Here is a 24,289-nt window from a genome sequence, read left to right as displayed (position 1 = left end):
TCTAGAGGTGATAATAATGAAAAAACATAGCTTAGCTGAATTTTTCAAAAGCAAGAGCTTTTATGCGTTATTATGTGTCGGTGCTTTGGCAATTGTAGCAATTACTATGGTGGCTTTAAATCAGACATCAGACAAAGATCAAGGTAACAATTTGGTGGACTTAAATGAACCGATTGTTTCAGATGTAGCTGATAAAGACAACAGTAACCAAACCCAGAATAAACCGGCCGTAAATAACCCGGCCTCGTCAACTGCTGCTAATAATAAAGAGGGCACTAGTAAGACTGAGGTAGCACAATCCAATCCAAATACCAAAAGTGATACCACTGGACCGGTAACGGATGGCAGCGTTTTAGAATTTGATGCTGAAGACGACCCAGAAAGTGTTGCTGCGAATCCCACAGATGCACAAAAGGACACAAAGTCAGATTCTACTACGAAAGAGACGGCAAATGCAGCAACTACGAAAGATGCAGCAGATGCAACTAAAAAAACAGCTTCTTCTGAACCAAAGAAAGAATCGGAAGAGGTTATGACGCCGGACTCCCTGTATTTTGATACGGATGATGGCCTGTTATGGCCGGTAACCGGTAATATTTTAATGGACTACAGCGTAGACAGGGTTGTTTATTATGAAACATTAGAGCAGTTTCGTGTAAATCCTGCCGTAATTATTGATGCTGAAATTGGTACTAAGGTACTTAGTGCAGCAAAAGGGGTTATCACTAAAATTACAAAAGAAGATGAAACAGGTACCACTGTTACAGCTTCTCTTGGAAATGGTTTTAGTGTTGTTTACGGCCAGCTAGATGGTTTAAAGGTTAAAGTAGGAGATATGGTAAAAGAAGGACAGGAATTAGGAATTGTTGCAAAACCTACTAAATATTATACAGTAGAAGGCAGTAATCTTTATTTCCAGGTTTTAAAGGATGACAAAACAGTCAATCCTATGTTGTATTTAAAATAAACAACAAGTAAGCTTAACAGCGGTTAATTAAAAACATTACTAAAAGGCTGCCCTCTATGAGTTCAGCCTTTTTTATTGCATAGGACAGTTCTCCGAACTTACCTATGCAATAAAAAAGCCTTCCAGGCAGGATGCGCATGACGCACTTAAGGAAGATGTCACTGTCGTGACAGCGCGTCAGCGCTAGAGTCTGGCGAGTACCAGACTCTTTGTTCTTTCTCCAACCTACAAATAAAGCTAAAAAAAAACTTTTTCTGACAGGAACATAACTTATATGGCTGAATATAATAAAGTATAAAATGTAAGGGAATAAGAGATACATATCTACAACAATCCGCAACCGAAACTCTTATACCTTATATTTTTCTTTTTTGAAAAGCACTTATTTTTCGGCTGCTTGACATAGATATGATCAAAAAAGGGGCTGTTGCAACAGCCCCTTTTTAATCTTGACGAAAGAGAGAAGTAGATTTAATATATAGGATATAGATTTATGAGGGGTAATATAATCGGCTATTTTGTATGGAGGATAATAATTATGTGGTTTTGGAATCGAAGGGAAATATATCATGGTTTTTCATTAAAAACGCAGGCAGATGTTAGAGAAGTATTAAAAGCAAACCATATCAAATATGATTACAGAGTGATTAATCTAAATAATAAAGGTCGTGTAAGAACCGGTAACCTTGGTATTAATAATGATTTTTCGTTAGAATATTATATTTACGTATCGAAAAAGGATTATGAGAAGACCTCCCACTTGTTAGGATACCAATAATCTAACAGGATATATCCTATGCAGCCACGTCCGTTTCTATATTATTTATATTGATTTACATAATGAAAAGTATTAGAATGGTAAGAAAAGGACTCAAAATATGCTGCATAATCAAAAACGAAAAAGTAATAGAATTTTTAATAATAGAAGAATTTTTACGAATACACTTAAGTTATTATTCCAGTATAGCATCTCATTGTTTTTCGGACAGGGTTTAATAATTGGGTTATCTATCTTGCTTTTGACACCATTTATTTCATTCATATACCGCTTGACATTATCTTTAACAGGTTACAGTTATTTAACTATAAATAATTTCGGTTATTTTTTATTAAATCCCCTTGTTTTACTTTTATTAATTTTTGTATTTGCAGTGATCGGGGTATTTTTATTATTAGAGGCCTGTTATCTCATTACGTTTTTTACATTAATTGAAAATGATGAAAAGCCATATCAAATCAGAGTATTGCTTTTATCATGTAAAAAGCTTCTTTTTATGCTTATTCGCAGAAAATTTACCCTCCTGCCTGCAGTGTGGTTTATTATACTGTTATCCAATCTTCCTCTTTTTATGTTTATTATGAAAAGGGTTCGGCTCATTCGTTTTTTATCTGATAATGTATGGGATAAACCGCTGGCATTACCTGTGGCGGTAATAATAATTATTGTACTTATCTGGCTTATGATAAGAAGATTGTTTTTATTTTTGTATTCCTTAATTGAAGGTAAATTTCCTGTAAAACCGCAAAGTAAAGCAGGGAAAAAAGCCAGGCATTGTAAAGATTGGAATAGCGATGAAAAAGCCGAAGAAAATAATAAATTAAATAATAAAAACGAGGCAAAGGAACCTGATAAAGAAGCAGGCCGGGTGATAGATGATTCTATTAATCAGGGTTATATGAAAAGAACCAAATCTTTCCGTACCTTGATATATTTCTTAATATGGAATATCGGTGTGGGTCTGGCTGTTCTAGTGTTATTTATTTTTACAATGGCAATCACCGCAATATTTATTAGCGGAATACCGGATAAAAGCCTTGCGTTTGCAACCTTTCTGACGATGATAGATAAGATGAACAGCTATTTTATCATAGGTATATTTACGATAAATACAACTGCTAATTTTGCACTATTTACTCATTTGTTTTTTCAATATAAGCTGGAATTAAATGAAAATATAAATATCGATTATTCTGCAGATAATATTGTTATACGTGTCGGCTCATATAAAACAGTAATTCAGGTTACGATCGCTATCTTTATATTAGTTAATTTTTATTTCTTTTTTGATATTATCAAAAATGGTTCACCTTTGGATTATATGAATCTGGATATGATTAAGGTTACATCCCACAGAGGATTCTCCGGAGATGTTCCCGAAAATACCTTACCGGCAATTGAAAAAGCGATTGAGGAACAGGCAGACTTTATCGAAGTTGATGTCAGGATGACAAAAGACGGAGAATTAGTATTACTTCATGACAGTAACTTAAAACGAACCACTGGTTTAAATAAGAACATATGGGATGTTAATTATGCCAGGGTATCTTCCCTGGATGCCGGAAGTTGGAAAAATAAAGCCTATACCGGTACCAGAATCCCCACCTTAAGAGAAGTTTTTGAACTTTGTAAAGGTAAAGTAAATCTTAATCTTGATCTGAAATACCATTCAGATCAAGAGAGACTGGAAGAAAAGGTAGTTGCTTTGATACAGGAATATGATATGCAATGGCAATGTGTTATCAGTTCAACGAATCTTTCGTTATTAGGAGGGGTAAAACTTTTGGATCCGGATATTCGTACCGGTTATATTACCTATCAGATATACCGGGGATACTTAGAAGATGATATGATTGATTTCTTTAGTATAAGATCCAACCTAGTTACCAAAAGTGTTAGCAGTGAAATACATAAGTCGGGTAAAGAAATACATGTATGGACAGTTAATTCCAAAAATGAACTGGAGAGAATGAAACGTCTGGGTGTTGATAATGTAATTACAGATGATCCGTCCTACTCGAAAGAAGTATTATATCAGGAAGAGTCAAACAGGTTTATATTAACACTACTTAAAATTATGATGGAATAGAGATTTTAGTAATAATAGATTAAAAGATAAATAAATCAAAAGATAATAAATAAATTAGATAGGCAGCGAATAAATCACTAAAATAAAAATAAAGAATTGCAAAACAAATTACAATGAAAAGAAGAGCATTCAATTATTTATATAAATAATTGATATGCCCTTCTTTTTTTATTATTTAATCTGAATTAGTTTACGCTTCTCTTCACATAACTTGTATGAAGAACTTCATGAGCTTTGTGGCTGCCCGGTTTACCGAAGTAAGTATCATATAATTCCTTGATAGCAGGATTTTCATGTGATTTTCTCATAGGCATGGATGAATCCAAGTCATAAAGAACTTTCGCACGAAGAGATCTGATATCGTTGAAGTTACGAACACTTGCAGGTACCTGAGGCATACCGCCGCCGTTTACGCAACCGCCGGGACATCCCATGATTTCAATGAAGTGATATTCTGCTTCACCGGATTTCACTTTATTAAGAAGTTCTTTTGCATTCTTAAGACCGGAAGCAACAGCAACTTTAACGTCCATACCGGCTACGTTATAAGTAGCTTCCTTAATTCCCTCGATACCTCTGACTTCTTTGAAGTCTAAGCTCTTTAATTCTTCACCGGTTAAGGTTTCCACTGCAGTACGAAGTGCTGCTTCCATAACACCGCCGGTTGCGCCGAAGATTACACCGGCTCCAGTAGACATTCCAAGAGGAGAATCAAATTCTTCGTCTGGAAGTTCTGTGAAGTTAATGCCTGCACGTTCAATCATTCTGGCAAGTTCTCTTACGGTAAGAGCGATATCTACATCCGGAAGACCGGATGCATCCTGATCGTCACGGCCAACTTCAAACTTCTTAGCGGTACAAGGCATGATACTTACCATAACGATATCTTTTGGGTCGATGCCCATCTTTTCAGCATAATAAGTCTTAGTAGTAGCACCGAACATCTGTTGAGGAGATTTACAGCTGGAAAGATTCTCTGTCATATCAGGAAAATAGTGCTCACAATATTTAACCCATCCTGGAGAACAGGAAGTGATTAAAGGTAACACACCGCCGTTTTGAACTCTGTCTAAGAACTCATGAGCTTCTTCCATAATTGTTAAGTCAGCCGCAAAATCGGTATCAAATACTCTGTCAAAACCTAAACGGCGAAGAGCGGATACCATCTTGCCCTCTACATTGGTTCCGATAGGTAGGCCAAACGGTTCACCAAGACCTGCACGAACGGATGGAGCTGTCTGTACAACTACGTGTTTGGTTGGATCTGCAATAGCTGCAAATACTTCATCTGTATTGTCTTTTTCGGAAAGAGCTCCGGTAGGACATACGGCGATACATTGACCGCAGGATACACAGCTGGTTTCACCAAGTCCCATATCAAATGCGGAAGCAATCGTTGTTTTAAATCCACGTTCATTCGGGCCGATTACGCCGACAGCCTGAACTTTTTCACAAACTGCGGAACAACGTCTGCAAAGGATACATTTATTGTTATCACGGTACATATGAGCTGCGGTGTAATCAATATCATATTGATTGGTTTCACCGTCATATAAACATTCATTTTCTACCTTAAGGTCTTTGCTTAACTTCTGTAATTCGCAGTTACCGCTTCTTACGCAGGATAAGCATTTTCTATCATGATCGGAAAGAATTAACTCTAAAGTTTTCTTTCTGGAATTTAATACTTTAGGTGTGTTGGTCCATACCTCCATACCCTCATTAATCGGATATACGCAGGATGCCACAAGACTTCTTGCGCCCTTCACCTCTACAACACAAATACGACAGGCACCAATCTCATTAATTTCTTTTAAATAACAAAGAGTAGGAATGTCGATGTGTGCTATTCTGGCAGCTTCAAGAATTGTAGAACCCTTTGGTGCAGCTACGTCTACACCGTTTATTTTAATATTTACGGTTTCCATTATTGTCCTCCTTAAAGAATTAATCAATTGGTATTACCTTTTGGAAATTGCACCAAAACGGCATTTTTCCATACAAGCGCCACATTTAATACATTTATCCTGATGAATGACATGAGCTTCCTTAACTTTGCCTTCGATCGCTCCGTTTGGACATACTCTTGCACAAAGGGTACAGCCTTTACATTGATCTGCATCGATTACATAGGAAAGTAAAGCTTTACATACACCTGCAGGACATTTCTTATCTACAACGTGGGCAATATATTCATCTCTGAAGTAACGAAGTGTGGATAATACAGGGTTTGGAGCAGTCTGGCCTAAACCGCAGAGAGAGTTCTCTTTAATATGGTAGCATAGTTCTTCCAACTTATCAAGGTCCTCTAAGGTTCCCTGGCCTTTTGTGATTTTGTCTAACATTTCATACATACGTTTTGTTCCGATACGGCATGGGGTACATTTACCGCAGGATTCATCTACTGTAAATTCTAAGAAGAATTTTGCAATATCAACCATACAGTTATCTTCATCCATAACGATAAGACCACCGGATCCCATCATGGAACCGATTCCGATTAAGTTATCATAATCAATCGGAATGTCAAAATGCTCTGCAGGTATACATCCGCCGGAAGGACCGCCGGTTTGAGCTGCTTTGAACTTCTTGCCATTAGGAATACCGCCGCCGATTTGTTCAACAACTTCACGAAGGGTAGTACCCATAGGAATTTCAACAAGTCCTGTATTTTTAATTTTACCGCCAAGTGCAAATACTTTGGTTCCTTTGGATTTCTCGGTTCCCATGGAAGCAAACCATTCTGCACCATGTAAGATTATTTGCGGAATGTTGGCATAAGTTTCAACGTTATTTAAAATGGTTGGTTTACCGAATAAACCTTTTTGAGCCGGGAACGGAGGTCTTGGACGAGGTTCGCCTCTGTTGCCTTCGATAGAGGTCATAAGAGCAGTTTCTTCACCACATACGAAAGCACCTGCACCAAGTCTTAAACCGATATCAAAATTAAATCCGGTACCGAAGATATCGTTGCCTAATAAACCATATTCTCTGGCTTGGGCAATCGCTATTTCCAGACGTTCAACAGCGATAGGATATTCCGCACGAACATAGATATAACCCTGGGAAGCACCAATTGCATAACCGGCAATTGCCATAGCTTCCAATACAACGTGAGGGTCACCCTCTAATACGGAACGGTCCATGAATGCACCTGGGTCACCTTCATCTGCATTACAGCATACATACTTCTGGTCAGCGTCGTTAGCTTTCGCAAGTTTCCATTTTAAACCGGTAGGGAAACCGCCGCCTCCACGTCCACGAAGACCACTGTCTAAGAGAGTCTGGATAACCTGGTCCGGAGTATATTCGGTTAATACTTTACCTAAAGCTTCATAACCGCTGGTACCAATATATTCTTCAATATTCTCAGGATTTATTACACCACAGTTACGTAATGCAATTCTGTGCTGTTTTTTGTAGAAATCAGTTTCATTTAAAGACTTAATTCCGTCATCAGTAACTGTTTCTGTATATAACAAACGGGTAACAACCCTTCCTTTTAATAAATGCTCTGAAACTATTTCCGGGATATCTTCCACTTTAACCATGGAGTAAAATGTTGCACCCGGATAGATTATCATAATAGGGCCTAAGGCACAAAGTCCGTGACAACCTGTCTGAACGACAGATACTTCTTTGGTCAAGCCATTTTTTTCAATTTCTGCCTGCAGCGCGTCGATTACTTTTTGACTTCCTGAAGAAGTACATCCGGTTCCACCGCAAACTAAAACGTGTGAACGAAACATGTCTTAAATCCTCCCTTCAGAGCTGATGGTGTATTTGCTGACAACCTGGCCGCGGATAAGATGTTGTTCCACAACTTCCAAAGCCTTTTCCGGTGTCATTTTAACATAGGTAACTTTATCTTTACCAGGCTCAAATACTTCAACGATAGGTTCATATTGGCATAAACCGATACAGCCGGTTTGTGTAACTGCAATGTTAGTTAAATTCTTAGTCTGTACAGCATCGGAAAGAGCAGTTAATACGGGTCTAGCACCGCTTGCAATACCGCAGGTGGCCATTCCCACAACAACTCTGGTCTGGTTTTCATTCTCAGAACGTAAGCCAACTTGACCCTGCATCTTTTCTCTGATTGCTTTTAACTCTTCTAGAGTTTTCATATAATACCCTCCTTGTTAAAATGTGAATCTGTTAAAAATTTGTCAAACTTTTCTATAACTGAATAATGATATCATACCGAAAGGGGCAGATATCAATAATAGATTGGGTTAGGACAATCAATAACAGTTTAACTAAAAAATTCTTCCAGCGTCTACTTCTAATTGGTTTTCCTTTAGATATTCTTTTATATAGGATGATACCTCCGGGATGTCAAAAGGCACACCCTCAAGGATTTCACGAAATTCCCTGGTATCTAATGTAAAGCTTTTCTCATCTACTTGATAGAAATATAAGAAATCTATGGTAGTGTTCAATGTAATTAAGGTATGAATGGTACTAGTCATATCGCCTAATGGCATACGATCAATATGGGATAGTACAAATACAGCAGTAACTACAGTTCCTATACCGGGTTTTGAGTCGATACAAAAATCACCGCCGGTAACCAGGGCTGCATACCGAAAAAAGGGTACCCCCAATCCCACTGATCTGGTTGTTCGGGTTGTATAAAAAGGATCTTCAACCTTAGCAATCTGATCGGAATTCATTCCACATCCGTTATCAGATATGGTAATGATTAATCTGTCAAGTTCGCTGTTTATTTCTACCCGGATCTGTATTAAATCCGCATTTGCACGAATTGAATTCTGAACCACATCCAATACATTAAGAGAAAGTTCTGTCATCATAGGATTAATATATGTTATTCATATTTAGCTAAGATATCAGGAAGCTCATCTACTGTCAATCTTCCATAAACATCTTCGTTAATGGTCAATACGGGAGCTAATCCGCATGCACCGATACAACGACAGGCATCTAAAGAGAATTTTCCATCCGGTGTACACTCGCCGCCTTCAATCTTAAGCAGTTCCATTAATTTGTTGTAGATATCGCCTGAGCCTTTAACATAACATGCAGTACCTAAACAAACGGATACTTTATATTTTCCCTTGGGATTTAATGAAAACTGTGAATAAAAGGTTACAACACCATATATTTTTTCCAAAGGCATATCCATTTCATTAGATATGATAGTCTGTACTTCAACTGGCAGATAACCATAGATGTGCTGTGCCTTCTGTAAAATCGGCATTAATGCGCCTTTGTCATCTTTGTGTTCGCTAATGACTTTTAAAAGTTCCGCTTCTTGCTCCTTAGTTCCGGCAAAAGGGACTGTTTTTTTCTGGGAACCCATTTTTTAACCTCCTTGATTCTAATCTTTGTCTGTTAATATTGCTTCCTGTTAATACCTTAACGGAAGATGCCTATTCTTCCGTCATAGTGCGGTGTTTTGTCCGCCGTTAACTTAAATGGTGGGTGCCTATTCCACCATAAATTGAATTATAGGAAGGAACTGTTAAACTGTTAACTTCCTATAATAAACTTCACTGCCGCAGAGTGATTTTATACAGATAAAAGTCTGATCTGCCAGACTTTTGCGCGGGAGTATTGTCACTTTTGTGACACCTTCCTGATGCGCATCATGTGTGTCCATATCGGAGTTTTTTTATCCAAAGAACGAATTCCTAAGGAATAAAAAACACATATTATATAACTCTCTGTCGACAAACAACATCAGTATAGCACGTTATTGATAAAAAATCTACATATATTCGAAAATTCACATAACTTACTAATTTGCCCATAATTTTTTTATATTATTCTCGAAAATCATAATTAGTTGAAAAATACCCTTGGTAATGTTATACTACATTTATCTCATATATTAAAAATAACTGTTAGATTTGCATACTGGGAGGTTCTTATGACCGTTAATGATGTGAAAACGATATTAGGTGCATGTATTTTATGCGGAGAACAATATTTAGGGAAAGAAGTTCATACGGCGTGCGGTGCCGATATGATGAGTGATGTTCTTGCTTTTGTGAAAGACCAATCCGTGTTATTGACCGGTTTATGTAATCCACAGGTTATCCGGACGGCAGAAATGATGGATATCGTGTGTATCGTATTTGTCCGAGGTAAAAAACCTGACGAAGCCATGGTTACTCTTGCTGCAGAAAGCGGAATTGTATTATTATCCACAGAGCACAGAATGTTTACAGCCTGTGGATTGCTCTATGAAAAAGGTTTGCATGGAGGTGCATCCGATTGAGCAATCAAATTGAATTAACCTATTATGTTTCTCCTGATGATTTTACCAGAGCGGGAGAGGCCTCCAGTGATGTAAAAAGCAAATTAAAGCAAATGGGAGTCAGTCCGGAAGCGGTTCGTAAGGTCGCCATTGCCATGTACGAAGGGGAAATTAATATGGTAATCCATGCGGATGGCGGCACGATTAATGTTATCATATCGGCAGATGAAATAGTTATGATACTTAAGGACAAAGGACCCGGCATTCCGGATATTGAGCTTGCTATGCAGGATGGCTATTCCACGGCACCGGATAATGTAAGGGCACTTGGATTCGGAGCCGGAATGGGACTACCCAATATGAAGAAATATTCGGACGAAATGGATATCCAGACAGAGTTAGGAGTAGGGACAACAGTTACGATGAAAGTGTTTTTATAGTTAAGATGATATTAATCTTTTATGTTTATTTTATTTGATAAAAGAATTCCATAAAAAGACCATAAGTATATGAAGTTCGGTTTTTTATGAACATAAAATATAGCAAACCGTTAATTTATTTGCCTTAATCAGGCAATACCTTTCAACTGGGGAGGAGTAAGAAATGGATAAGTTTTTTACTGCTGTTCGCCTGGATGAGAATCTGTGCAAGGGCTGTATCAATTGCATTAAAAGATGTCCCACACAGGCAATCCGGGTACGGAATGGAAAGGCTGCAATTACAAAAAAGTTTTGTATTGACTGCGGGGAATGCATCAGAATATGTCCACACCATGCTAAATTGGCAATTTATGACCCATTAAGTATTTTGAAAGAATATGAATATACCGTAGCCTTACCTGCACCTTCCCTTTATGGACAGTTTAATAATTTAGATGATGTTAATATTTTACTTACCGCATTAAAACGTATGGGCTTTGACGACGTTTATGAAGTAAGCGGTGCAGCGGAACTGGTTTCTGAAATCTCAAGAAAGTATGTTAAGCAGCATAAAGAGCAATGGCCCTTAATCAGTACGGCTTGTCCATCTGTTGTTCGTTTGATCCGGGTACGTTTTCCTAATCTGATCGAACATCTGCTTCCGGTTAAAGCACCGGTAGACCTGGCCGCATCTTTAGCCAGAGAAAAAGCCATGAAAGAAACAGGATTGCCTGCCGATAAAATCGGTATTATCTTTATATCTCCCTGCCCGGCCAAAGTCAGTGCGGTCAAAACACCTCTTGGGATTGAAAAAAGTGAGGTGGACGGTGTTCTGGCAATTAAGGAGGTATATCCGAGACTATTACCTTTAATGCGTGAGGTAGAAGCAGGTCAGAGCATAGAAGAGATCGCCATATCCGGCAAGATTGGCATCAGCTGGGGAGGTGCCGGTGGTGAGGCAGGAGGTCTGCTTACGGACAGCTATCTTGCTGCTGACGGTATTGAGAATGTAATTCGGGTTCTTGAAGATTTGGAAGACCAGAAATTCAGCTCCCTGGAGTTTATTGAATTAAACGCATGCAGCGGAGGATGCGTCGGCGGTGTACTTACAGTTGAAAATCCGTTTGTTGCCAAAGTTAAAATAAAACGCCTCAGAAAGTATATGCCCGTCGCCTGCAATCATTTAATGAATGATAATGTAACGGATGTATATTGGACGGAAGAAGTCAGGTATGAGCCGGTATTTAAATTAGGAATGAATATTAAGGAAAGTATAGCCATGATGGCGAAAGTGGAAGAATTATGTGAAAGATTTCCGGGGCTGGACTGCGGTTCCTGCGGAGCGCCGACCTGTAAGGCTCTGGCAGAAGATGTTGTCCGTGGTGTAGCGAACGAAAAAGACTGTATACATATTCTTCGTGAATATATTCACAAGATATCGGGTGAGATGTCAATGTTAGACAGCCAGAGCAGGAATACAGAAAAGGAATAAGATTGATGATCCGCCTGTTTTATGCAAAGGCATTATGCAAATACAGTATGCAATTACAGTATAGAGCAGCAGATTGAAAGAATTGCAGAATACAATTATGATATGCAAAAGGTATTGGTTACAGAAAGGTTAGGTGGATAATGACAGTACAGGAATTAATTGACAAGGGTGTATTCGAAGTGATTAATGTCGGCGATAACTTAGGTAAAGTAATAACCAAACCGTTTTGCTGTGATCTTCTAAGTATAGCAATGGGAAAGGCTCCGGCGGATTCAGCCTGGGTAACGGTTATGGGAAATATAAATACGCTGGCAGTCGCGGCACTTACGGATATAGCATGTATTATCTTAGCCGAGGGGGCAGTGCTGGATGTTCCTGCACTGAATAAGGCCAAGGTTCAAAATATTACGGTGCTAAGCACCGATAAACCCATATTTGATACGTCACTTATGGTTTATGAAATGATTCATGCTTCCGATAACTTATGATCTTCATATTCATTCCTGTTTATCACCCTGCGGCGATTCTGATATGACCCCCGGGAATATCGTAGGTATGGCTTTGATAAAACAATTGGATGTAATCGCACTTACGGATCATAATTCCTGTAAAAATTGCCCGGCCTTCCTAAAGATTGCAATGGATTATGGAATTACGGCAATTCCCGGCATGGAATTATGTACGGCCGAAGAAGTACATGTAGTATGTTTGTTTCCGGAACTTAAAGATGCCATGAGTTTTGACGAATATGTTTACAGTCAGATCGTACCGTTTCCTAATGAGGAAGCTATCTTTGGAAAACAGGAGATAGTTGATGAATCGGATGAGGTAATCGGAACGGAACCAAATCTGCTTATTAATGCAACCAATATTTCCTTTGACCAGGTATATGAACTGACTAAAAAATATAATGGTATCATGATTCCGGCTCATATTGATAAAAGTTCCAACAGCCTGCTGTCCAATCTGGGTTTTATTCCACCGGATTCTAAATTTTCCTGTGTAGAGCTTAAGGATTTAACAAAACTGCATGAACTTAAGAAAACAAATCCCTATCTGGAAAAATGTAAAATTATCAGCAGTTCCGATGCTCACTATCTGGAGCATATGAATGAACCGGTTAATTATCTTCATGTGAAAAGCAAGGATGTTCGGGACATCTTAGAGGCATTGCAGGTGCCATAAAAGATTCAAAAGCTATCATAATTAATCCCAAATAATAAGGGAGCAAATGAAGTTGTAAATGATACAAATCTGCGGGAAGGAAAACAAGATGAATGATAAGAAAGCAGCCGGTGAAAAAGCAGCAGAATATGTAAAAGATGGCATGGTTATAGGACTTGGGACTGGAAGTACAGTTTATTATACAATCTGCAAAATTGGAAGTATGGTAAGAGATGGTCTTAAGATAAAGGCTGTTTCAACATCACAGGCTACGAATGATATAGCAGTCAAACTTGGAATTCCTATGGTTGATTTAAATTGTATTGATTACATAGACATAACTATTGATGGTGCAGATGAAGTCGATACAAGCTTAAATGGAATTAAGGGCGGCGGTGGTGCTTTGTTATTAGAAAAGATAGTTGCAACATATTCAAAATATAATATATGGGTAATTGATTCCAACAAGTATGTTTCAAAGCTAGGAAGATTTCCGGTACCCGTAGAAGTAATACCCAACTCTTATATGCACTTAAGCAGACTTTTTGAAAAAAATGATATGAATCCTATCCTCCGGATGAAAAATGGTGAAGTTTTTACTACGGATAGTGGAAATTATATACTTGATTTAAATATGAAATATATTGAAAAGGTACATGAACTAAATTCATGGCTGAATAATATTACCGGGGTGGTTGAACATGGATTATTTATTAATATAGTGGATAAAGTGATTATTGCTAAAAATGAGGAAATTAATATTTTAACTAGATAATTAAGTGCGAATGATTTGTTAAAGTTATGAAAAATAGTAGCAGTTTTTTATGATTCAAAGAATCATTCACCTGACATTCACCAATATATTTCAAGGAGAACAGTATATTGGTCAATTAAATTTCTGGTCAGGTGATGTAATTTCAGAGTATAGATAAATTATTTGTGCATGTAAAATTCCAAATTCTCATATAGTTTTACATTCTTATTAATTTCTCTGTTATCTGCCTTTGCAAATAATTTATCACGGTTAGCCGATGCAGGACGTCCGGTTAAGATACTTCCTGGTCCGCCGGAACAACCGCTTTCACACACCATTCCCTCTATGAAGTTTTCAGGAAGTTTACCTGCTTTTAAAAGCATTAAAGCCTTTTTACAATCGGCAGCACCGTTACAAACACGGACGGAAAGCTCTGTTTCGCTACCATTTTCTTTTAGGGACTTAATTACAGAGGTTGTAACACCGCCGGATACACAGAATTTCTTACCGTATATGCTTCCCTGCTGTAAATTTTCTTCTGTTTCCATGGGTTCCACATCTTTTGCACGGAACATGGCATAAAGTTCTTCTAAGGTCAGGGCATAATCGGCACCTTTTAAGGCAACCGTATCCAAAACTTCCCCTTTTTTTGCAATACACGGTCCTATAAATACACATACGGCACCGGGGTGAAGGGTTTTTATTAACCTGGCGGTGGCAGTCATAGGTGATACGGTAGTAGAGATATTAGTTTCTAATTTAGGATAATGTTTTCTTATCATTTTAACAAAAGCAGGACAGCAGGAGGTAGTCATTTTTTTACCGTCGTTATAAGCCTCAGCCCATTCTAAAGCTTCATTGGCAGCTACCAGATCTGCTCCTAGGGCTACTTCGTACATTCCCTCAAAACCTATTCCTTTTAAGGCTTCTGCCATACCGGCAGTAGTTATCTCTGCACCGAACTGTCCTTCCCAAGCGGGGGCTAACATAGCATAGACCGGTATATCAGGGCGTCTTATCAGTTCGATGACATCCACCAGAAAGGAACGGTCTGAAATTGCACCGAAAGGACAGTTTTTAATGCAGTTACCGCAGTCTATACACTTTTCTTCATTGATTACCACAATATTATTTTCATCCATACAGATTGCGTCAACCGGACAGCTTCTTTTACAAGGACGCATCAGGTCTGCGATGGCATTATAAGGACATGCCTGAGAACATTTACCGCATTCCTTGCAAAGATTCGGGTCTATGTAAGCACGGTCACGAAGCATGGTAATAGCTTCGAAATTACAAGCTTCCTGGCATCGTTTTCCCATACATTTCTGACAGTTGTCCGTCACGACGAAACGTGTAATGGGACAGCCCTCACAAGCAGAATTAATCACCTGCACTACATTTTTATTATCAGAGCCGGCTGAGGGTGACTTGCCTTCTGCCAGACGGATTCTTTGACGGATAATTTCACGCTCTTTATAGATGCAACAACGGAAATTAGCCTGCGGCCCGGGTATCAGTTCGTAGGGAAGAGCTTCTTTTTTTTCATCCAACTCGCCATTGAATGCAAGTTTTGCGACTTCATAAAGAACCTCCTGTTTTATAGTGTCAATATTCGTATTTACTCCTAGCATCTTATCACTCCTTTTGGTACTCTTGCCGTCAGTTTAAATATTATAATTTGTATTTATTAAAAATATTTTACAGTCACTTGTTTACCCATTTTCAACGCCGTATCTTTAATCTGTTCCACAAGATGCATACGGATGCTTAGATCAAAGGGTAAACCGGGGTTCTGATGTGCTTCATTGATTGCCTTGCCGACAAATAAATTTAGAACAGTGCAATCTTCTATAATTAACTTAGCTACTTTAGATCCACCGTTGTCTTTATCTAATTCCTCAAAGAAATATTCATCTACATTATCTTCAATATAATGTTTCATTAAAACCAATGCTCTGGACAACGTTAAGACTCCCTCGGTTACAAGATCAATATCATCAATCCATGCAATGGGAGGAAGAGAGGGATCCGTATAATTTAAAGAGGTTTTTATAGGCTTATCCATTACCCTGGAAGCAATATTGGCACTGGTTCCGCCGCAGATAATTTTCTTAGTGGTGTCTTTCATAAACTCATGAATCATATAGGCATCATCTGTTTTATCCGAGGGGGGACCGGTTAATAAATTTACTACTTTAGTATTAATAATACGTGCCACCGCTACCGTAGTATCATCTCCCGGAACCTGCATATATAAATCATCACAGGCTTTGGTGAGAATGGCAGCAAGTCTTGAGGCGGAGAGAGTTTCCCTCATAGAATTTAAAGCATAATCGGCCATACTTTTCCAGGTCCAGCCAAAATTTAATAATTGTCCCACACCGGCATGGATGACTCCGTCACTCATCAGAATAAAACAGTCGTTGATCGTTACCTGGAACCGGTATTCACGGATTGTTTTATTTTCAATAATCCGCTCCTGGTACGGTATCTCTAAAAGTTTGCCGTTCCGGATAAATACACAGCTTGGATTGTCAAACTCAACCAGGTAAGCTTCTCCGTTATGAAAGATCTGCAGGATACTGAAAGTGGAATATGCCACCTGGCGCACCTGGCATACCGGAAGGGTTTTAGCTATAGTTTCCACGCAGTCATCAATACTGGCTCCATTTAAGAACATGGTACCAAGAATTTTGGAGGTCAGGGTAGCCAGTATATTTGCCTTTACTCCACTTCCCATACCATCGGCTAAAATCATGATATTGGAATTCTCTGTTTTCAAAAGTTCAACTTTGTCTCCGCAAAGTTCTTCATGATGCTTATTTAAACTTTTGTAAGAAGCATCGATACTTACATTCATATCCGGCTCCTCTCCGCCATTATATCGTTTCCTTCTTTGGCTGTTCAACTCCATCATAAAGAATGGTATCTCTTAGTTTTGTCAGGGTTACTTTTGTTTCTGCAGTTGTTTCCCCCAATAAGCCGGCTATCTGCTGGGCAACCAGCATCTGCTTATCAATTACTTTCTGAGCCATTTCTATGGTATCAACCTTTACTTTATAAGCCTGTTTTATTTTCTCTTCTTCCAAGGTAATATCCTGAAAGATACCAAGTACTGCATTCTGCTCCTGCACATAGACGATATTCTGCAGTGTGGCAAGTCCGATCTCCGGATATTCCACTTTTTTACCCATGATTGGGCTATGACTGGTTAACACCTCGAGGAAATCCGTATGGTTTATAATTTCATATAAGTACATTTCTATCGCCTGGCATCTGGGAACATGAAAATAGTTTTCGGCCGCGCCGCTGAATTCAACTATCTTTAATTCAGAATCCACTAATATTATTATATTGGGAGTCGTATCCAGAACAACGTTGGCCATTGACTGGGCTTTCTCGTGCATGTAAGGAATACACATAGTAAGCTCGGCTTTACCCTGGTAAACTGCAATTGCTTTCTCTCTGCAGCTTACATAACCGCAGGCACCGCAGTTTAATTCATCTTCCGGTTTTGTTTTGCCGATTTTGCTTAATATATGGTTTATCTCTTCTTCTGAGGGAAGGGGATCTTTGGGGGAACGGTCTAAGAATACTTTATGAAAAGAAATATCTTTTGCACGGTCATAAAAGGAAGGATCTCTTAAAGGATTTTTAGGGACGGCCTCTTCTAAGTCCAGTTTTACCTTAAAGCGGGATATAGCTTCCCTGTCAACGGCGGAGCCTTTGATACAGCCTCCGTTACAGATATCTGCTTCTATAAAGCAGCCGGATACTTCACCGCGTTCCATACTTTCAAACAATTCAATACAATTTTTAAGTCCATGAACGTAAAATTTACGATAATTATCCGGTACTGTCTTAGAAGCAACAACCGAAGATAAAACACCACTGCTAATAGGATATAACCGGTTAACCTGGGGATTTGGATTATGGGGCAGGGTATCCTCCTGGTCCATTATATCAATATTTTCTTCTTTTAACCATTGTTCCACTTCGGGGAAGTTAATCACTGCATCAACAAATCCAATGGTTCTGGGGTCACTTTCCGCTTCCCTTTTTTTAGCGATACAGGGACCTAAGAATACAATCTTCACATTATGGCCTAGTTCTTTCCGAATCAGCTTGCCGTGGGCAATCATGGGAGAATCAACAGGTGCCATATATTTTGTAAGGCTGGGGTAATAGATTTCTATTAAATCATTTACACTCGGACAACAAGTTGTAATTATATTATCCATGATACCGGCTGTCAATAGTTTTTCATATTCTTTCGTTACAAATGCTGCACCCTCTGCCGTTTCACGAACCATGGAAAACCCAAGTTTCATTAATGCGGTGATGACCTGGCCGGGGGTTTTATATTTTAATATACCAAGATAGGCAGGAGCGATGGATATTACAGTTGGTATATGATCTCTTAAATAACCTTTTACTTTATCCAGGTCGCTTATAAATGTTTTGGCATTCTGGGGACAGGCTTCAAGACATTGACCGCATAATATACATTTATCATTCATAATCTGTGCCTGCTCATTTTTTACCGTAATGGCTTTTACTTCACAGGTACGGACACATTTATAACAATTTCTGCACTTAGCTTCTTTAAAGCCGATTACATTCATTCCGTCAACCTCCCAAGTACTTCTTCATTAAAAAAGGCTTCTATGTTATCCGGAGATAAGGAATACACGGTTTCTTCCAGTTTTACGCATACACCCTTTACACATTGCCCAATACAAAAGGAACCATTTAATTCTACCTTATCGTCTAGTTTATGTAAAGAAATAAGTCTTTCCAGAGTCTGAACAATCTCCCTTGAACCTTTTAAATGACAGGAACTCCCAATACATATAGTGATAACCATACCTTTATCCTCCTAATAAAGATTGTTTTTTATTTAACAATGTCTAAAATTAATTCTAGCACTTCTGCATATCACTGTCAAAGGATTCTTTCATACACATAAAACTTTTCGGTTGTAATCATACTATGATATGATATAATTAAAAGGAGTGAGAAAGTTACAAACTTGGCTGTAATTTCTGAACAATGTAACAAGATCGGGAACAAGGTTTTTAAGTTCTTTAATCTAATCAATAATGAATAAAATTACAAAGGAGCCAGATATATGGAATTGATTACAATTCGGGAATTGTATCGAGAAAAAGAAAAGTATATTGGTAAAAATATAAAGGCAGGAGGCTGGGTAAGAAGCGTCAGGGATTCCAAAGCTTTCGGTTTTATTGTATTGCATGATGGTACTTATTTTGAAACATTACAGATTGTTTACCAAAACAGTATGGAGAATTTTGCTGAAATATCCAAGTTAAATGTGGGATCGGCAATTATCGTTGAGGGTGAGCTGGTGGCTACTCCACAAGCGCAGCAGCCTTTTGAAATACAGGCAAAGTCCGTTTTAGTAGAAGGTTTTTCCACAACAGATTATCCGTTGCAGAAGAAAAGACACAGCCTGGAATTCTTAAGAACGATTACACATTTACGTCCAAGAACGAATACGTTTCAGGCAGTATTCCGTGTACGTTCCCTGATTGCTTATGCAATTCATAAGTATTTTCAGGACAGGGACTTCGTATACGTACACACCCCGTTAATTACAGGCAGTGACGCTGAGGGAGCCGGAGAGATGTTTAAGGTCACCACACTTGATATGGACAACTTACCGAGAACAAAAGAAGGAAAAGTGGATTATTCTGAAGATTTCTTTGGCAAGGGAACGAATCTAACAGTAAGCGGACAGTTAAACGGTGAGACTTATGCCATGGCTTTTCGTAATATTTATACTTTCGGACCAACTTTTCGTGCAGAAAATTCCAATACCACACGTCACGCAGCGGAATTCTGGATGATAGAGCCGGAGATTGCTTTCGCTGATTTAAAGGATGATATGGCTTTGGCGGAAGGTATGATTAAATTCGTAATTCGTTATGTGTTAGACCATGCGCCGGAGGAAATGAAGTTTTTTAATCAATTTGTGGATAAGGGTCTTTTGGAGAGACTGGAACATGTTATGAACTCTGAGTTCGGACATGTTACTTATACGGAAGCGGTTGAACTTCTTATGAAAAATAACGATAATTTTGAATATAAAGTAAGCTGGGGCTGCGATCTGCAAACAGAGCATGAGAGATATTTAACGGAAGAAATTTATAAAAAGCCGGTATTTGTAACAGACTATCCAAAAGAGATTAAAGCTTTTTATATGAAGTTAAATGAAGATAATAAAACGGTGGCAGCAATGGATCTGTTAGTACCCGGTATCGGTGAAATTATCGGAGGAAGCCAGAGAGAGGATAACTATGATAAATTAGTTGCCAGAATGGACAAATTAGGCCTTAAGAAAGAGGACTATGAATTTTATTTGGATCTTAGAAAATTCGGTTCTGCAAGACATGCCGGCTTCGGATTAGGTTTTGAGCGCTGCGTTATGTATTTAACCGGTATGGGTAATATCAGAGATGTCATTCCATTTCCGCGTACCGTTAATAATTGTGAGTTATAAGATGACTCGAAACAGTTAACTCGCAGTTAAGACGGGTGTTTTACTCCCAAAAGACTTTGTAGGGGGTGATGTTTGATTGTGTTATGTAAATCATCCCTAATGTTATTAAATTTTAATAAAAAACTGACATTGTATTGACAATTATTAAACACCATGCTATTATTCCAATATTAAATGAATGAGGGAGTAATTAGCGCTTATGTAATAGCGTGGTAAGTCAACAACCCTGGCTGTTTACGCAGTCTGGCTTATCTTAAAATATGAGACTCATGTACAGAATAATATACTGTACCTGGGTCTTTTTTAATAAAAAGGTCAAGTACAGTAACTTGATCTTTTTTTATTAGGAGGATTTAATGAAAGAATATTTACAAACGTCAGAAGAAGTTTTACAGAAGTTAAAAACGAAAGAAAGTGGTCTTACTGAGAAAGAAGCCGACATGAGGCTTACACAAAACGGCAGGAATAGATTGAAAGAGGCCGAAAAGGATCCGCTTTTTATTCGTTTCTTAAACCAGTTAAAAGACCCTATGGTATTGATCCTGCTTGCAGCCGCGCTGATATCCGGTATTACCGCTGTATACGCCCATGAATCCTTTGCCGATGTTATTATCATTCTGGTTGTGGTTATCATTAATTCTGTCCTGGGTGTATATCAGGAGAGCAAGGCAGAGAAAGCAATTGAAGCTCTGCAGGCCATTTCGGCAGCAACATCAAAGGTGATACGTAACGGTAAAATTCAGGAGGTAAAAAGCGAAGAGCTGGTAGTTGGTGATGTTATCGTACTGGAAGCCGGTGACTCCGTCCCTGCAGATGCTAGGCTATTAGATACAGCCAGCATGAAAGTGGAAGAAGCTGCTTTGACCGGTGAGAGTGTTCCGGTCGATAAAATTATTAGCGTCCTGAATTTAGGCGGGCAGAAAGACATCTCCCTTGGTGATCGAAAAAACATGGTATACATGGGCAGTACGGTTGTATACGGAAGAGGAAATGCCGTAATTACAGCTGCCGGTATGGATACGGAGATGGGTAAGATTGCAGATGCCATTACAAAGGCAAAAGAAAATACAACACCTCTTCAGCTTAAATTAAACCAGCTCAGTAAAACGCTGAGTTCACTTGTTCTTGGAATCTGTGTTGTGATCTTTTTATTTAATATATTCCGTCTTTATCCTGATATTTCAGGGGAGGGTATCCTTGAAACCTTTATGGTTGCCGTATCTTTAGCCGTAGCTGCTATTCCAGAAGGACTAGCCGCTGTAGTAACAATCGTATTATCCATTGGTGTTACCAACATGTCAAAAAGAAGTGCGGTAATCCGAAAATTAACTGCAGTTGAAACGTTAGGATGTACCAATGTTATTTGTTCCGATAAAACAGGTACTTTAACACAAAATAAAATGACTGTAGTAGACAGCTTTGGCAAAGATGAGTATCTGTTAGGACGTGTGATGTCACTGTGCAATGATGCACATCTGAATGAATCCAATGAAGCAGAGGGAGAGCCTACGGAGGCAGCTCTTGTAAATTATGGTTATAAGCTTGGAATACAAAAAAATAAAGCGGAAATTGAAACACCACGTGCCCTGGAAGCACCTTTTGATTCCGGAAGAAAGCTTATGAGTACCATACATAAGCTTCCAAATGGTTGGTTCGAACAATATACCAAAGGTGCACCGGACGTACTGATTGCCCGTTGTACCTCTTACTGGGACGGTTCTGATATAAAACCTATGACAAAAGAAATGCAAGGTGAAATACTAAAGGCTAACAAAACCTTGGCCGAGCAGGCATTGCGTGTCCTTGCCGGAGCATACCGCAGGTGGGAGAACCTGCCGGAGGATACATCACCGGAATATCTGGAACAGGAGCTTATATTTGTCGGATTAACCGGAATGATTGATCCAATCCGCCCTGAAGTAAAACCGGCCATAGCCGAATGTAAGGCAGCCGGTATCCGTACGGTTATGATTACCGGAGATCATAAGGATACTGCTGTTGCCATAGCAAAACAGCTGGGAATTATAGAGGGAGCGTCGGAAGCATTAACCGGAGCAGAACTGGACGAATTAAGCGAGGAAAAACTGGATAAAGATATTGTGAAATATTCCGTTTATGCCCGTGTACAGCCGGAACATAAAGTACGAATCGTTAAAGCATGGCAGAGTAAGGGGATGATAGTTGCTATGACCGGTGACGGTGTAAATGATGCACCCTCCATAAAAACGGCCGATATTGGTATCGGTATGGGTATCACGGGAACTGATGTTACGAAAAATGTTGCAGATATGGTATTGGCCGATGATAATTTTGCTTCCATCGTAAATGCGGTGGAGGAAGGCCGACGTATCTACGATAACATTCGTAAAGCAATCCAATTCTTATTATCCTCCAATTTATCCGAGGTGTTATCTATCTTTATATCTACATTACTGGGATTTACCATATTAAAACCGGTACATTTACTATGGATTAATCTGATTACCGATACATTCCCGGCAGTTGCGCTTGGTATGGAAAAAGAAGAAGCCGATACGATGAACCGTCCTCCAAGAAATGCAAAGGAAGGAATCTTTTCAAGGGGACTGGGTTCTGACGTTATCTGGCAGGGAATTATGATTACCGCAGTAACGGTTATAGCTTATTTTGTCGGACACTATATTGAGTCAGGAGTATTTGAAATAGCGGAAAGCCCTGATGGAATCACAATGGCTTTCTTAACCCTTTCCATGGCGGAAATGTTTCATTCCATGAATATGAGAAGCAGGCGCCACTCCATCTTCCGAATAAAACATCATAATAAATATTTATATGGTGCCATGATTGCTTCCTTTATATTAACATCTGCAGTAATATTCGTTCCACCGTTAGCAAACGCTTTTCAATTTGAAAGTATATCGGTGCTTGAATATCTGACCGCAATGGGACTTGGTATGGTGGTTATTCCTATTGTGGAAATCGTTAAATGTTTTCAAAGAATGAGAGATAAAACGGAAATAAAACAGAAGTAATTATTTTAGTTCTGATAATTAGCAGAAGATTTAGATTAGTGTAAATTCCAGAGTGAGACACAAAAAACAGGGCTGTGGCAAAATTCAAAATTATCTTATTAGCGATTAAAGTAAGATGATTATTGATATTTGCATCAGCCCTATTTTTGAATCAAGTATTATATTTAAAAATTATGTTTCTGTAATTATTAAGAACAAATAATAATAACAAACCCAGTAACCCGCAGGATATAATTTCGCCTATTCCAACGGTCAGCATCATAAAGGGAATGGGCAAAACCATTGCATAAGCATACCGGAGTATCCACGGTACGATAATTGAATTAGCTAAGATGGGCGGGATGGGAACAAGGAATTTCTGTTTTCTTAAAAGGTAGGAACCAATTGCGCCGATTAAGGTAGCCAGGGAACCAAAAATAATGTCCATCAGATCTGCTCCGGTAAGTAAATTGGCTAATAAACATCCGATGGTTAGACCCGGTATGGCAGCAGGTGTGAAATAGGGTAAAATGGTTAATGCTTCAGCAATTCTTACCTGTATATAGGAAAAGCTGATTGGTTTAAACACATAAACCAGAACCACGTAGATAGCCGCAATCAAAGCAGCCTGTGTGATAAATAGAGTTTTGTTTTTCATATGAAATTCTCCTTTAGTTTTGTTTTACGAGTGGAAGGTCACGAACACTCGGTTATGAAACATAAGAGAAAGAGTTTTTGGTTTCTCTTATGTTTTGCCCTTAAGACCTTGTTTTTATGGGCATTTGCGACTTTATTAGTATAGCATGTAATTGGAAGTTGTCAAGTGCTGATGTAGGTTTTGCAATGTTAGAAATTTATAACTGATTAATACTTTGAAGATTTTT

General features: G+C 38.6%; 21 protein-coding genes. 11 read left to right on the top strand and 10 right to left on the bottom strand.

The window, feature by feature from the left end; all coding sequences use genetic code 11:
- The first annotated feature begins 16 nt into the window (after nt 1-16).
- The 3 genes from RBU59_RS14380 (at nt 17) to RBU59_RS14370 (ending at nt 3,834) form a co-directional block, all read left to right on the top strand.
- The gene (locus RBU59_RS14380; RefSeq protein WP_308143211.1) at nt 17-967 is read left to right on the top strand and encodes a M23 family metallopeptidase; all 951 of its coding nucleotides are present in this window, start codon (nt 17-19) and stop codon (nt 965-967) included.
- Nucleotides 968-1,505: 538 nt separating this feature from the next.
- Nucleotides 1,506-1,745: a hypothetical protein gene (locus RBU59_RS14375; RefSeq protein WP_308143210.1), complete on the top strand. Its 240-nt coding sequence runs from the start codon at nt 1,506-1,508 to the stop codon at nt 1,743-1,745.
- 100 nt (nt 1,746-1,845) lie between these two features.
- Nucleotides 1,846-3,834 carry a glycerophosphodiester phosphodiesterase family protein gene (locus RBU59_RS14370; RefSeq protein ID WP_308143209.1) on the top strand — a complete coding sequence of 663 codons (1,989 nt, stop codon included), beginning with the start codon at nt 1,846-1,848 and terminating at the stop codon, nt 3,832-3,834.
- A gap of 185 nt (nt 3,835-4,019) precedes the next feature.
- Here the strand turns inward: RBU59_RS14370 and RBU59_RS14365 are convergent, their stop codons facing one another.
- The 5 genes from RBU59_RS14365 to RBU59_RS14345 all read right to left on the bottom strand — a co-directional run bounded on the left by RBU59_RS14365 (nt 4,020) and on the right by RBU59_RS14345 (nt 9,160).
- Nucleotides 4,020-5,762 carry an NADH-dependent [FeFe] hydrogenase, group A6 gene (locus RBU59_RS14365; protein ID WP_308143208.1) on the bottom strand — a complete coding sequence of 581 codons (1,743 nt, stop codon included), beginning with the start codon at nt 5,760-5,762 and terminating at the stop codon, nt 4,020-4,022.
- A gap of 33 nt (nt 5,763-5,795) precedes the next feature.
- Nucleotides 5,796-7,583, bottom strand: coding sequence for an NADH-quinone oxidoreductase subunit NuoF (locus RBU59_RS14360; RefSeq protein WP_308143207.1), 1,788 nt, complete (start codon nt 7,581-7,583; stop codon nt 5,796-5,798).
- 3 nt (nt 7,584-7,586) lie between these two features.
- Nucleotides 7,587-7,961 (bottom strand): (2Fe-2S) ferredoxin domain-containing protein, encoded by a 375-nt coding sequence (locus RBU59_RS14355; protein WP_308143206.1) that lies wholly within the window; start codon nt 7,959-7,961, stop codon nt 7,587-7,589.
- A gap of 132 nt (nt 7,962-8,093) precedes the next feature.
- The gene (locus RBU59_RS14350; protein WP_308143205.1) at nt 8,094-8,651 is read right to left on the bottom strand and encodes an ATP-binding protein; all 558 of its coding nucleotides are present in this window, start codon (nt 8,649-8,651) and stop codon (nt 8,094-8,096) included.
- 14 nt (nt 8,652-8,665) lie between these two features.
- Nucleotides 8,666-9,160 carry an NADH-quinone oxidoreductase subunit NuoE family protein gene (locus RBU59_RS14345; protein ID WP_308143204.1) on the bottom strand — a complete coding sequence of 165 codons (495 nt, stop codon included), beginning with the start codon at nt 9,158-9,160 and terminating at the stop codon, nt 8,666-8,668.
- A 570-nt stretch (nt 9,161-9,730) separates the two neighbouring features.
- Between RBU59_RS14345 and RBU59_RS14340 the strand changes: the two genes are divergently transcribed.
- From RBU59_RS14340 to rpiA, 6 genes are all read left to right on the top strand, one after another.
- The gene (locus RBU59_RS14340; protein ID WP_308143203.1) at nt 9,731-10,081 is read left to right on the top strand and encodes a DRTGG domain-containing protein; all 351 of its coding nucleotides are present in this window, start codon (nt 9,731-9,733) and stop codon (nt 10,079-10,081) included.
- Complete coding sequence (locus RBU59_RS14335; RefSeq protein WP_308143202.1) at nt 10,078-10,500, top strand: ATP-binding protein; 423 nt, start codon at nt 10,078-10,080, stop codon at nt 10,498-10,500. The genes RBU59_RS14340 and RBU59_RS14335 overlap by 4 nt, the downstream gene beginning before the upstream one ends.
- A 163-nt stretch (nt 10,501-10,663) precedes the next feature.
- A complete protein-coding gene (locus RBU59_RS14330) occupies nt 10,664-11,971 on the top strand; it encodes a [Fe-Fe] hydrogenase large subunit C-terminal domain-containing protein (protein ID WP_308143201.1) in 1,308 nt (435 codons plus the stop codon).
- Nucleotides 11,972-12,111: 140 nt separating this feature from the next.
- On the top strand, nt 12,112-12,459 hold the full coding sequence (locus tag RBU59_RS14325) for a hypothetical protein (protein WP_308143200.1): 348 nt from the start codon (nt 12,112-12,114) through the stop codon (nt 12,457-12,459).
- Nucleotides 12,440-13,156 carry a PHP domain-containing protein gene (locus RBU59_RS14320; RefSeq protein ID WP_308143199.1) on the top strand — a complete coding sequence of 239 codons (717 nt, stop codon included), beginning with the start codon at nt 12,440-12,442 and terminating at the stop codon, nt 13,154-13,156. The genes RBU59_RS14325 and RBU59_RS14320 overlap by 20 nt, the downstream gene beginning before the upstream one ends.
- An 88-nt stretch (nt 13,157-13,244) precedes the next feature.
- On the top strand, nt 13,245-13,910 hold the full coding sequence (gene rpiA, locus RBU59_RS14315) for a ribose-5-phosphate isomerase RpiA (protein ID WP_308143198.1): 666 nt from the start codon (nt 13,245-13,247) through the stop codon (nt 13,908-13,910).
- A gap of 158 nt (nt 13,911-14,068) precedes the next feature.
- On the opposite strand, the gene RBU59_RS14310 is transcribed toward rpiA, so the two are convergent.
- The 4 genes from RBU59_RS14310 to RBU59_RS14295 are packed head-to-tail and all read right to left on the bottom strand — an operon-like array spanning nt 14,069 to nt 18,759.
- Nucleotides 14,069-15,523, bottom strand: a complete 1,455-nt coding sequence (locus RBU59_RS14310) for a 4Fe-4S dicluster domain-containing protein (protein WP_308143197.1) — start codon at nt 15,521-15,523, stop codon at nt 14,069-14,071.
- A 56-nt stretch (nt 15,524-15,579) separates the two neighbouring features.
- The gene (locus tag RBU59_RS14305) at nt 15,580-16,752 is read right to left on the bottom strand and encodes a SpoIIE family protein phosphatase (RefSeq protein WP_308143196.1); all 1,173 of its coding nucleotides are present in this window, start codon (nt 16,750-16,752) and stop codon (nt 15,580-15,582) included.
- Between the two features lie 19 nt (nt 16,753-16,771).
- Nucleotides 16,772-18,517, bottom strand: a complete 1,746-nt coding sequence (locus RBU59_RS14300; protein WP_308143195.1) for a [Fe-Fe] hydrogenase large subunit C-terminal domain-containing protein — start codon at nt 18,515-18,517, stop codon at nt 16,772-16,774.
- Nucleotides 18,514-18,759, bottom strand: a complete 246-nt coding sequence (locus tag RBU59_RS14295) for a (2Fe-2S) ferredoxin domain-containing protein (RefSeq protein WP_308143194.1) — start codon at nt 18,757-18,759, stop codon at nt 18,514-18,516. The genes RBU59_RS14300 and RBU59_RS14295 overlap by 4 nt, the downstream gene beginning before the upstream one ends.
- Nucleotides 18,760-19,023: 264 nt before the next feature.
- On the opposite strand from RBU59_RS14295, the gene asnS reads away from it, so the two are divergent.
- Both asnS and RBU59_RS14285 read left to right on the top strand, forming a co-directional pair.
- A complete protein-coding gene (gene asnS / locus RBU59_RS14290) occupies nt 19,024-20,415 on the top strand; it encodes an asparagine--tRNA ligase (protein WP_308143193.1) in 1,392 nt (463 codons plus the stop codon).
- A 356-nt stretch (nt 20,416-20,771) separates the two neighbouring features.
- On the top strand, nt 20,772-23,426 hold the full coding sequence (locus RBU59_RS14285; RefSeq protein WP_308143192.1) for a cation-translocating P-type ATPase: 2,655 nt from the start codon (nt 20,772-20,774) through the stop codon (nt 23,424-23,426).
- A gap of 151 nt (nt 23,427-23,577) precedes the next feature.
- Here RBU59_RS14285 and RBU59_RS14280 read toward each other — a convergent pair whose 3' ends face one another.
- Nucleotides 23,578-24,063 (bottom strand): QueT transporter family protein, encoded by a 486-nt coding sequence (locus tag RBU59_RS14280; protein ID WP_308143191.1) that lies wholly within the window; start codon nt 24,061-24,063, stop codon nt 23,578-23,580.
- Nucleotides 24,064-24,289 lie beyond the last annotated feature (226 nt).

This window comes from Anaerocolumna sp. MB42-C2 (genome assembly GCF_030913705.1).
GTDB lineage: Bacteria > Bacillota > Clostridia > Lachnospirales > Lachnospiraceae > Anaerocolumna.
Note: the sequence above shows the minus strand (reverse complement) of the source record. Positions and strands in the feature narration are given on the sequence as shown.

Coding starts and splice junctions, on each gene's coding strand:
- RBU59_RS14340 (WP_308143203.1), top strand. CDS start 9,731: ATGACCGTTAATGATGTGAAAACGATATTAGGTGCATGTATTTTATGC.
- RBU59_RS14355 (WP_308143206.1), bottom strand. CDS start 7,961: ATGAAAACTCTAGAAGAGTTAAAAGCAATCAGAGAAAAGATGCAGGGT.
- RBU59_RS14325 (WP_308143200.1), top strand. CDS start 12,112: ATGACAGTACAGGAATTAATTGACAAGGGTGTATTCGAAGTGATTAAT.
- rpiA (WP_308143198.1), top strand. CDS start 13,245: ATGAATGATAAGAAAGCAGCCGGTGAAAAAGCAGCAGAATATGTAAAA.
- RBU59_RS14370 (WP_308143209.1), top strand. CDS start 1,846: ATGCTGCATAATCAAAAACGAAAAAGTAATAGAATTTTTAATAATAGA.
- asnS (WP_308143193.1), top strand. CDS start 19,024: ATGGAATTGATTACAATTCGGGAATTGTATCGAGAAAAAGAAAAGTAT.
- RBU59_RS14285 (WP_308143192.1), top strand. CDS start 20,772: ATGAAAGAATATTTACAAACGTCAGAAGAAGTTTTACAGAAGTTAAAA.
- RBU59_RS14295 (WP_308143194.1), bottom strand. CDS start 18,759: ATGGTTATCACTATATGTATTGGGAGTTCCTGTCATTTAAAAGGTTCA.
- RBU59_RS14345 (WP_308143204.1), bottom strand. CDS start 9,160: ATGGGTTCCCAGAAAAAAACAGTCCCTTTTGCCGGAACTAAGGAGCAA.
- RBU59_RS14280 (WP_308143191.1), bottom strand. CDS start 24,063: ATGAAAAACAAAACTCTATTTATCACACAGGCTGCTTTGATTGCGGCT.
- RBU59_RS14310 (WP_308143197.1), bottom strand. CDS start 15,523: ATGCTAGGAGTAAATACGAATATTGACACTATAAAACAGGAGGTTCTT.
- RBU59_RS14365 (WP_308143208.1), bottom strand. CDS start 5,762: ATGGAAACCGTAAATATTAAAATAAACGGTGTAGACGTAGCTGCACCA.
- RBU59_RS14350 (WP_308143205.1), bottom strand. CDS start 8,651: ATGATGACAGAACTTTCTCTTAATGTATTGGATGTGGTTCAGAATTCA.
- RBU59_RS14375 (WP_308143210.1), top strand. CDS start 1,506: ATGTGGTTTTGGAATCGAAGGGAAATATATCATGGTTTTTCATTAAAA.
- RBU59_RS14330 (WP_308143201.1), top strand. CDS start 10,664: ATGGATAAGTTTTTTACTGCTGTTCGCCTGGATGAGAATCTGTGCAAG.
- RBU59_RS14320 (WP_308143199.1), top strand. CDS start 12,440: ATGCTTCCGATAACTTATGATCTTCATATTCATTCCTGTTTATCACCC.
- RBU59_RS14305 (WP_308143196.1), bottom strand. CDS start 16,752: ATGAATGTAAGTATCGATGCTTCTTACAAAAGTTTAAATAAGCATCAT.
- RBU59_RS14360 (WP_308143207.1), bottom strand. CDS start 7,583: ATGTTTCGTTCACACGTTTTAGTTTGCGGTGGAACCGGATGTACTTCT.
- RBU59_RS14300 (WP_308143195.1), bottom strand. CDS start 18,517: ATGAATGTAATCGGCTTTAAAGAAGCTAAGTGCAGAAATTGTTATAAA.
- RBU59_RS14380 (WP_308143211.1), top strand. CDS start 17: ATGAAAAAACATAGCTTAGCTGAATTTTTCAAAAGCAAGAGCTTTTAT.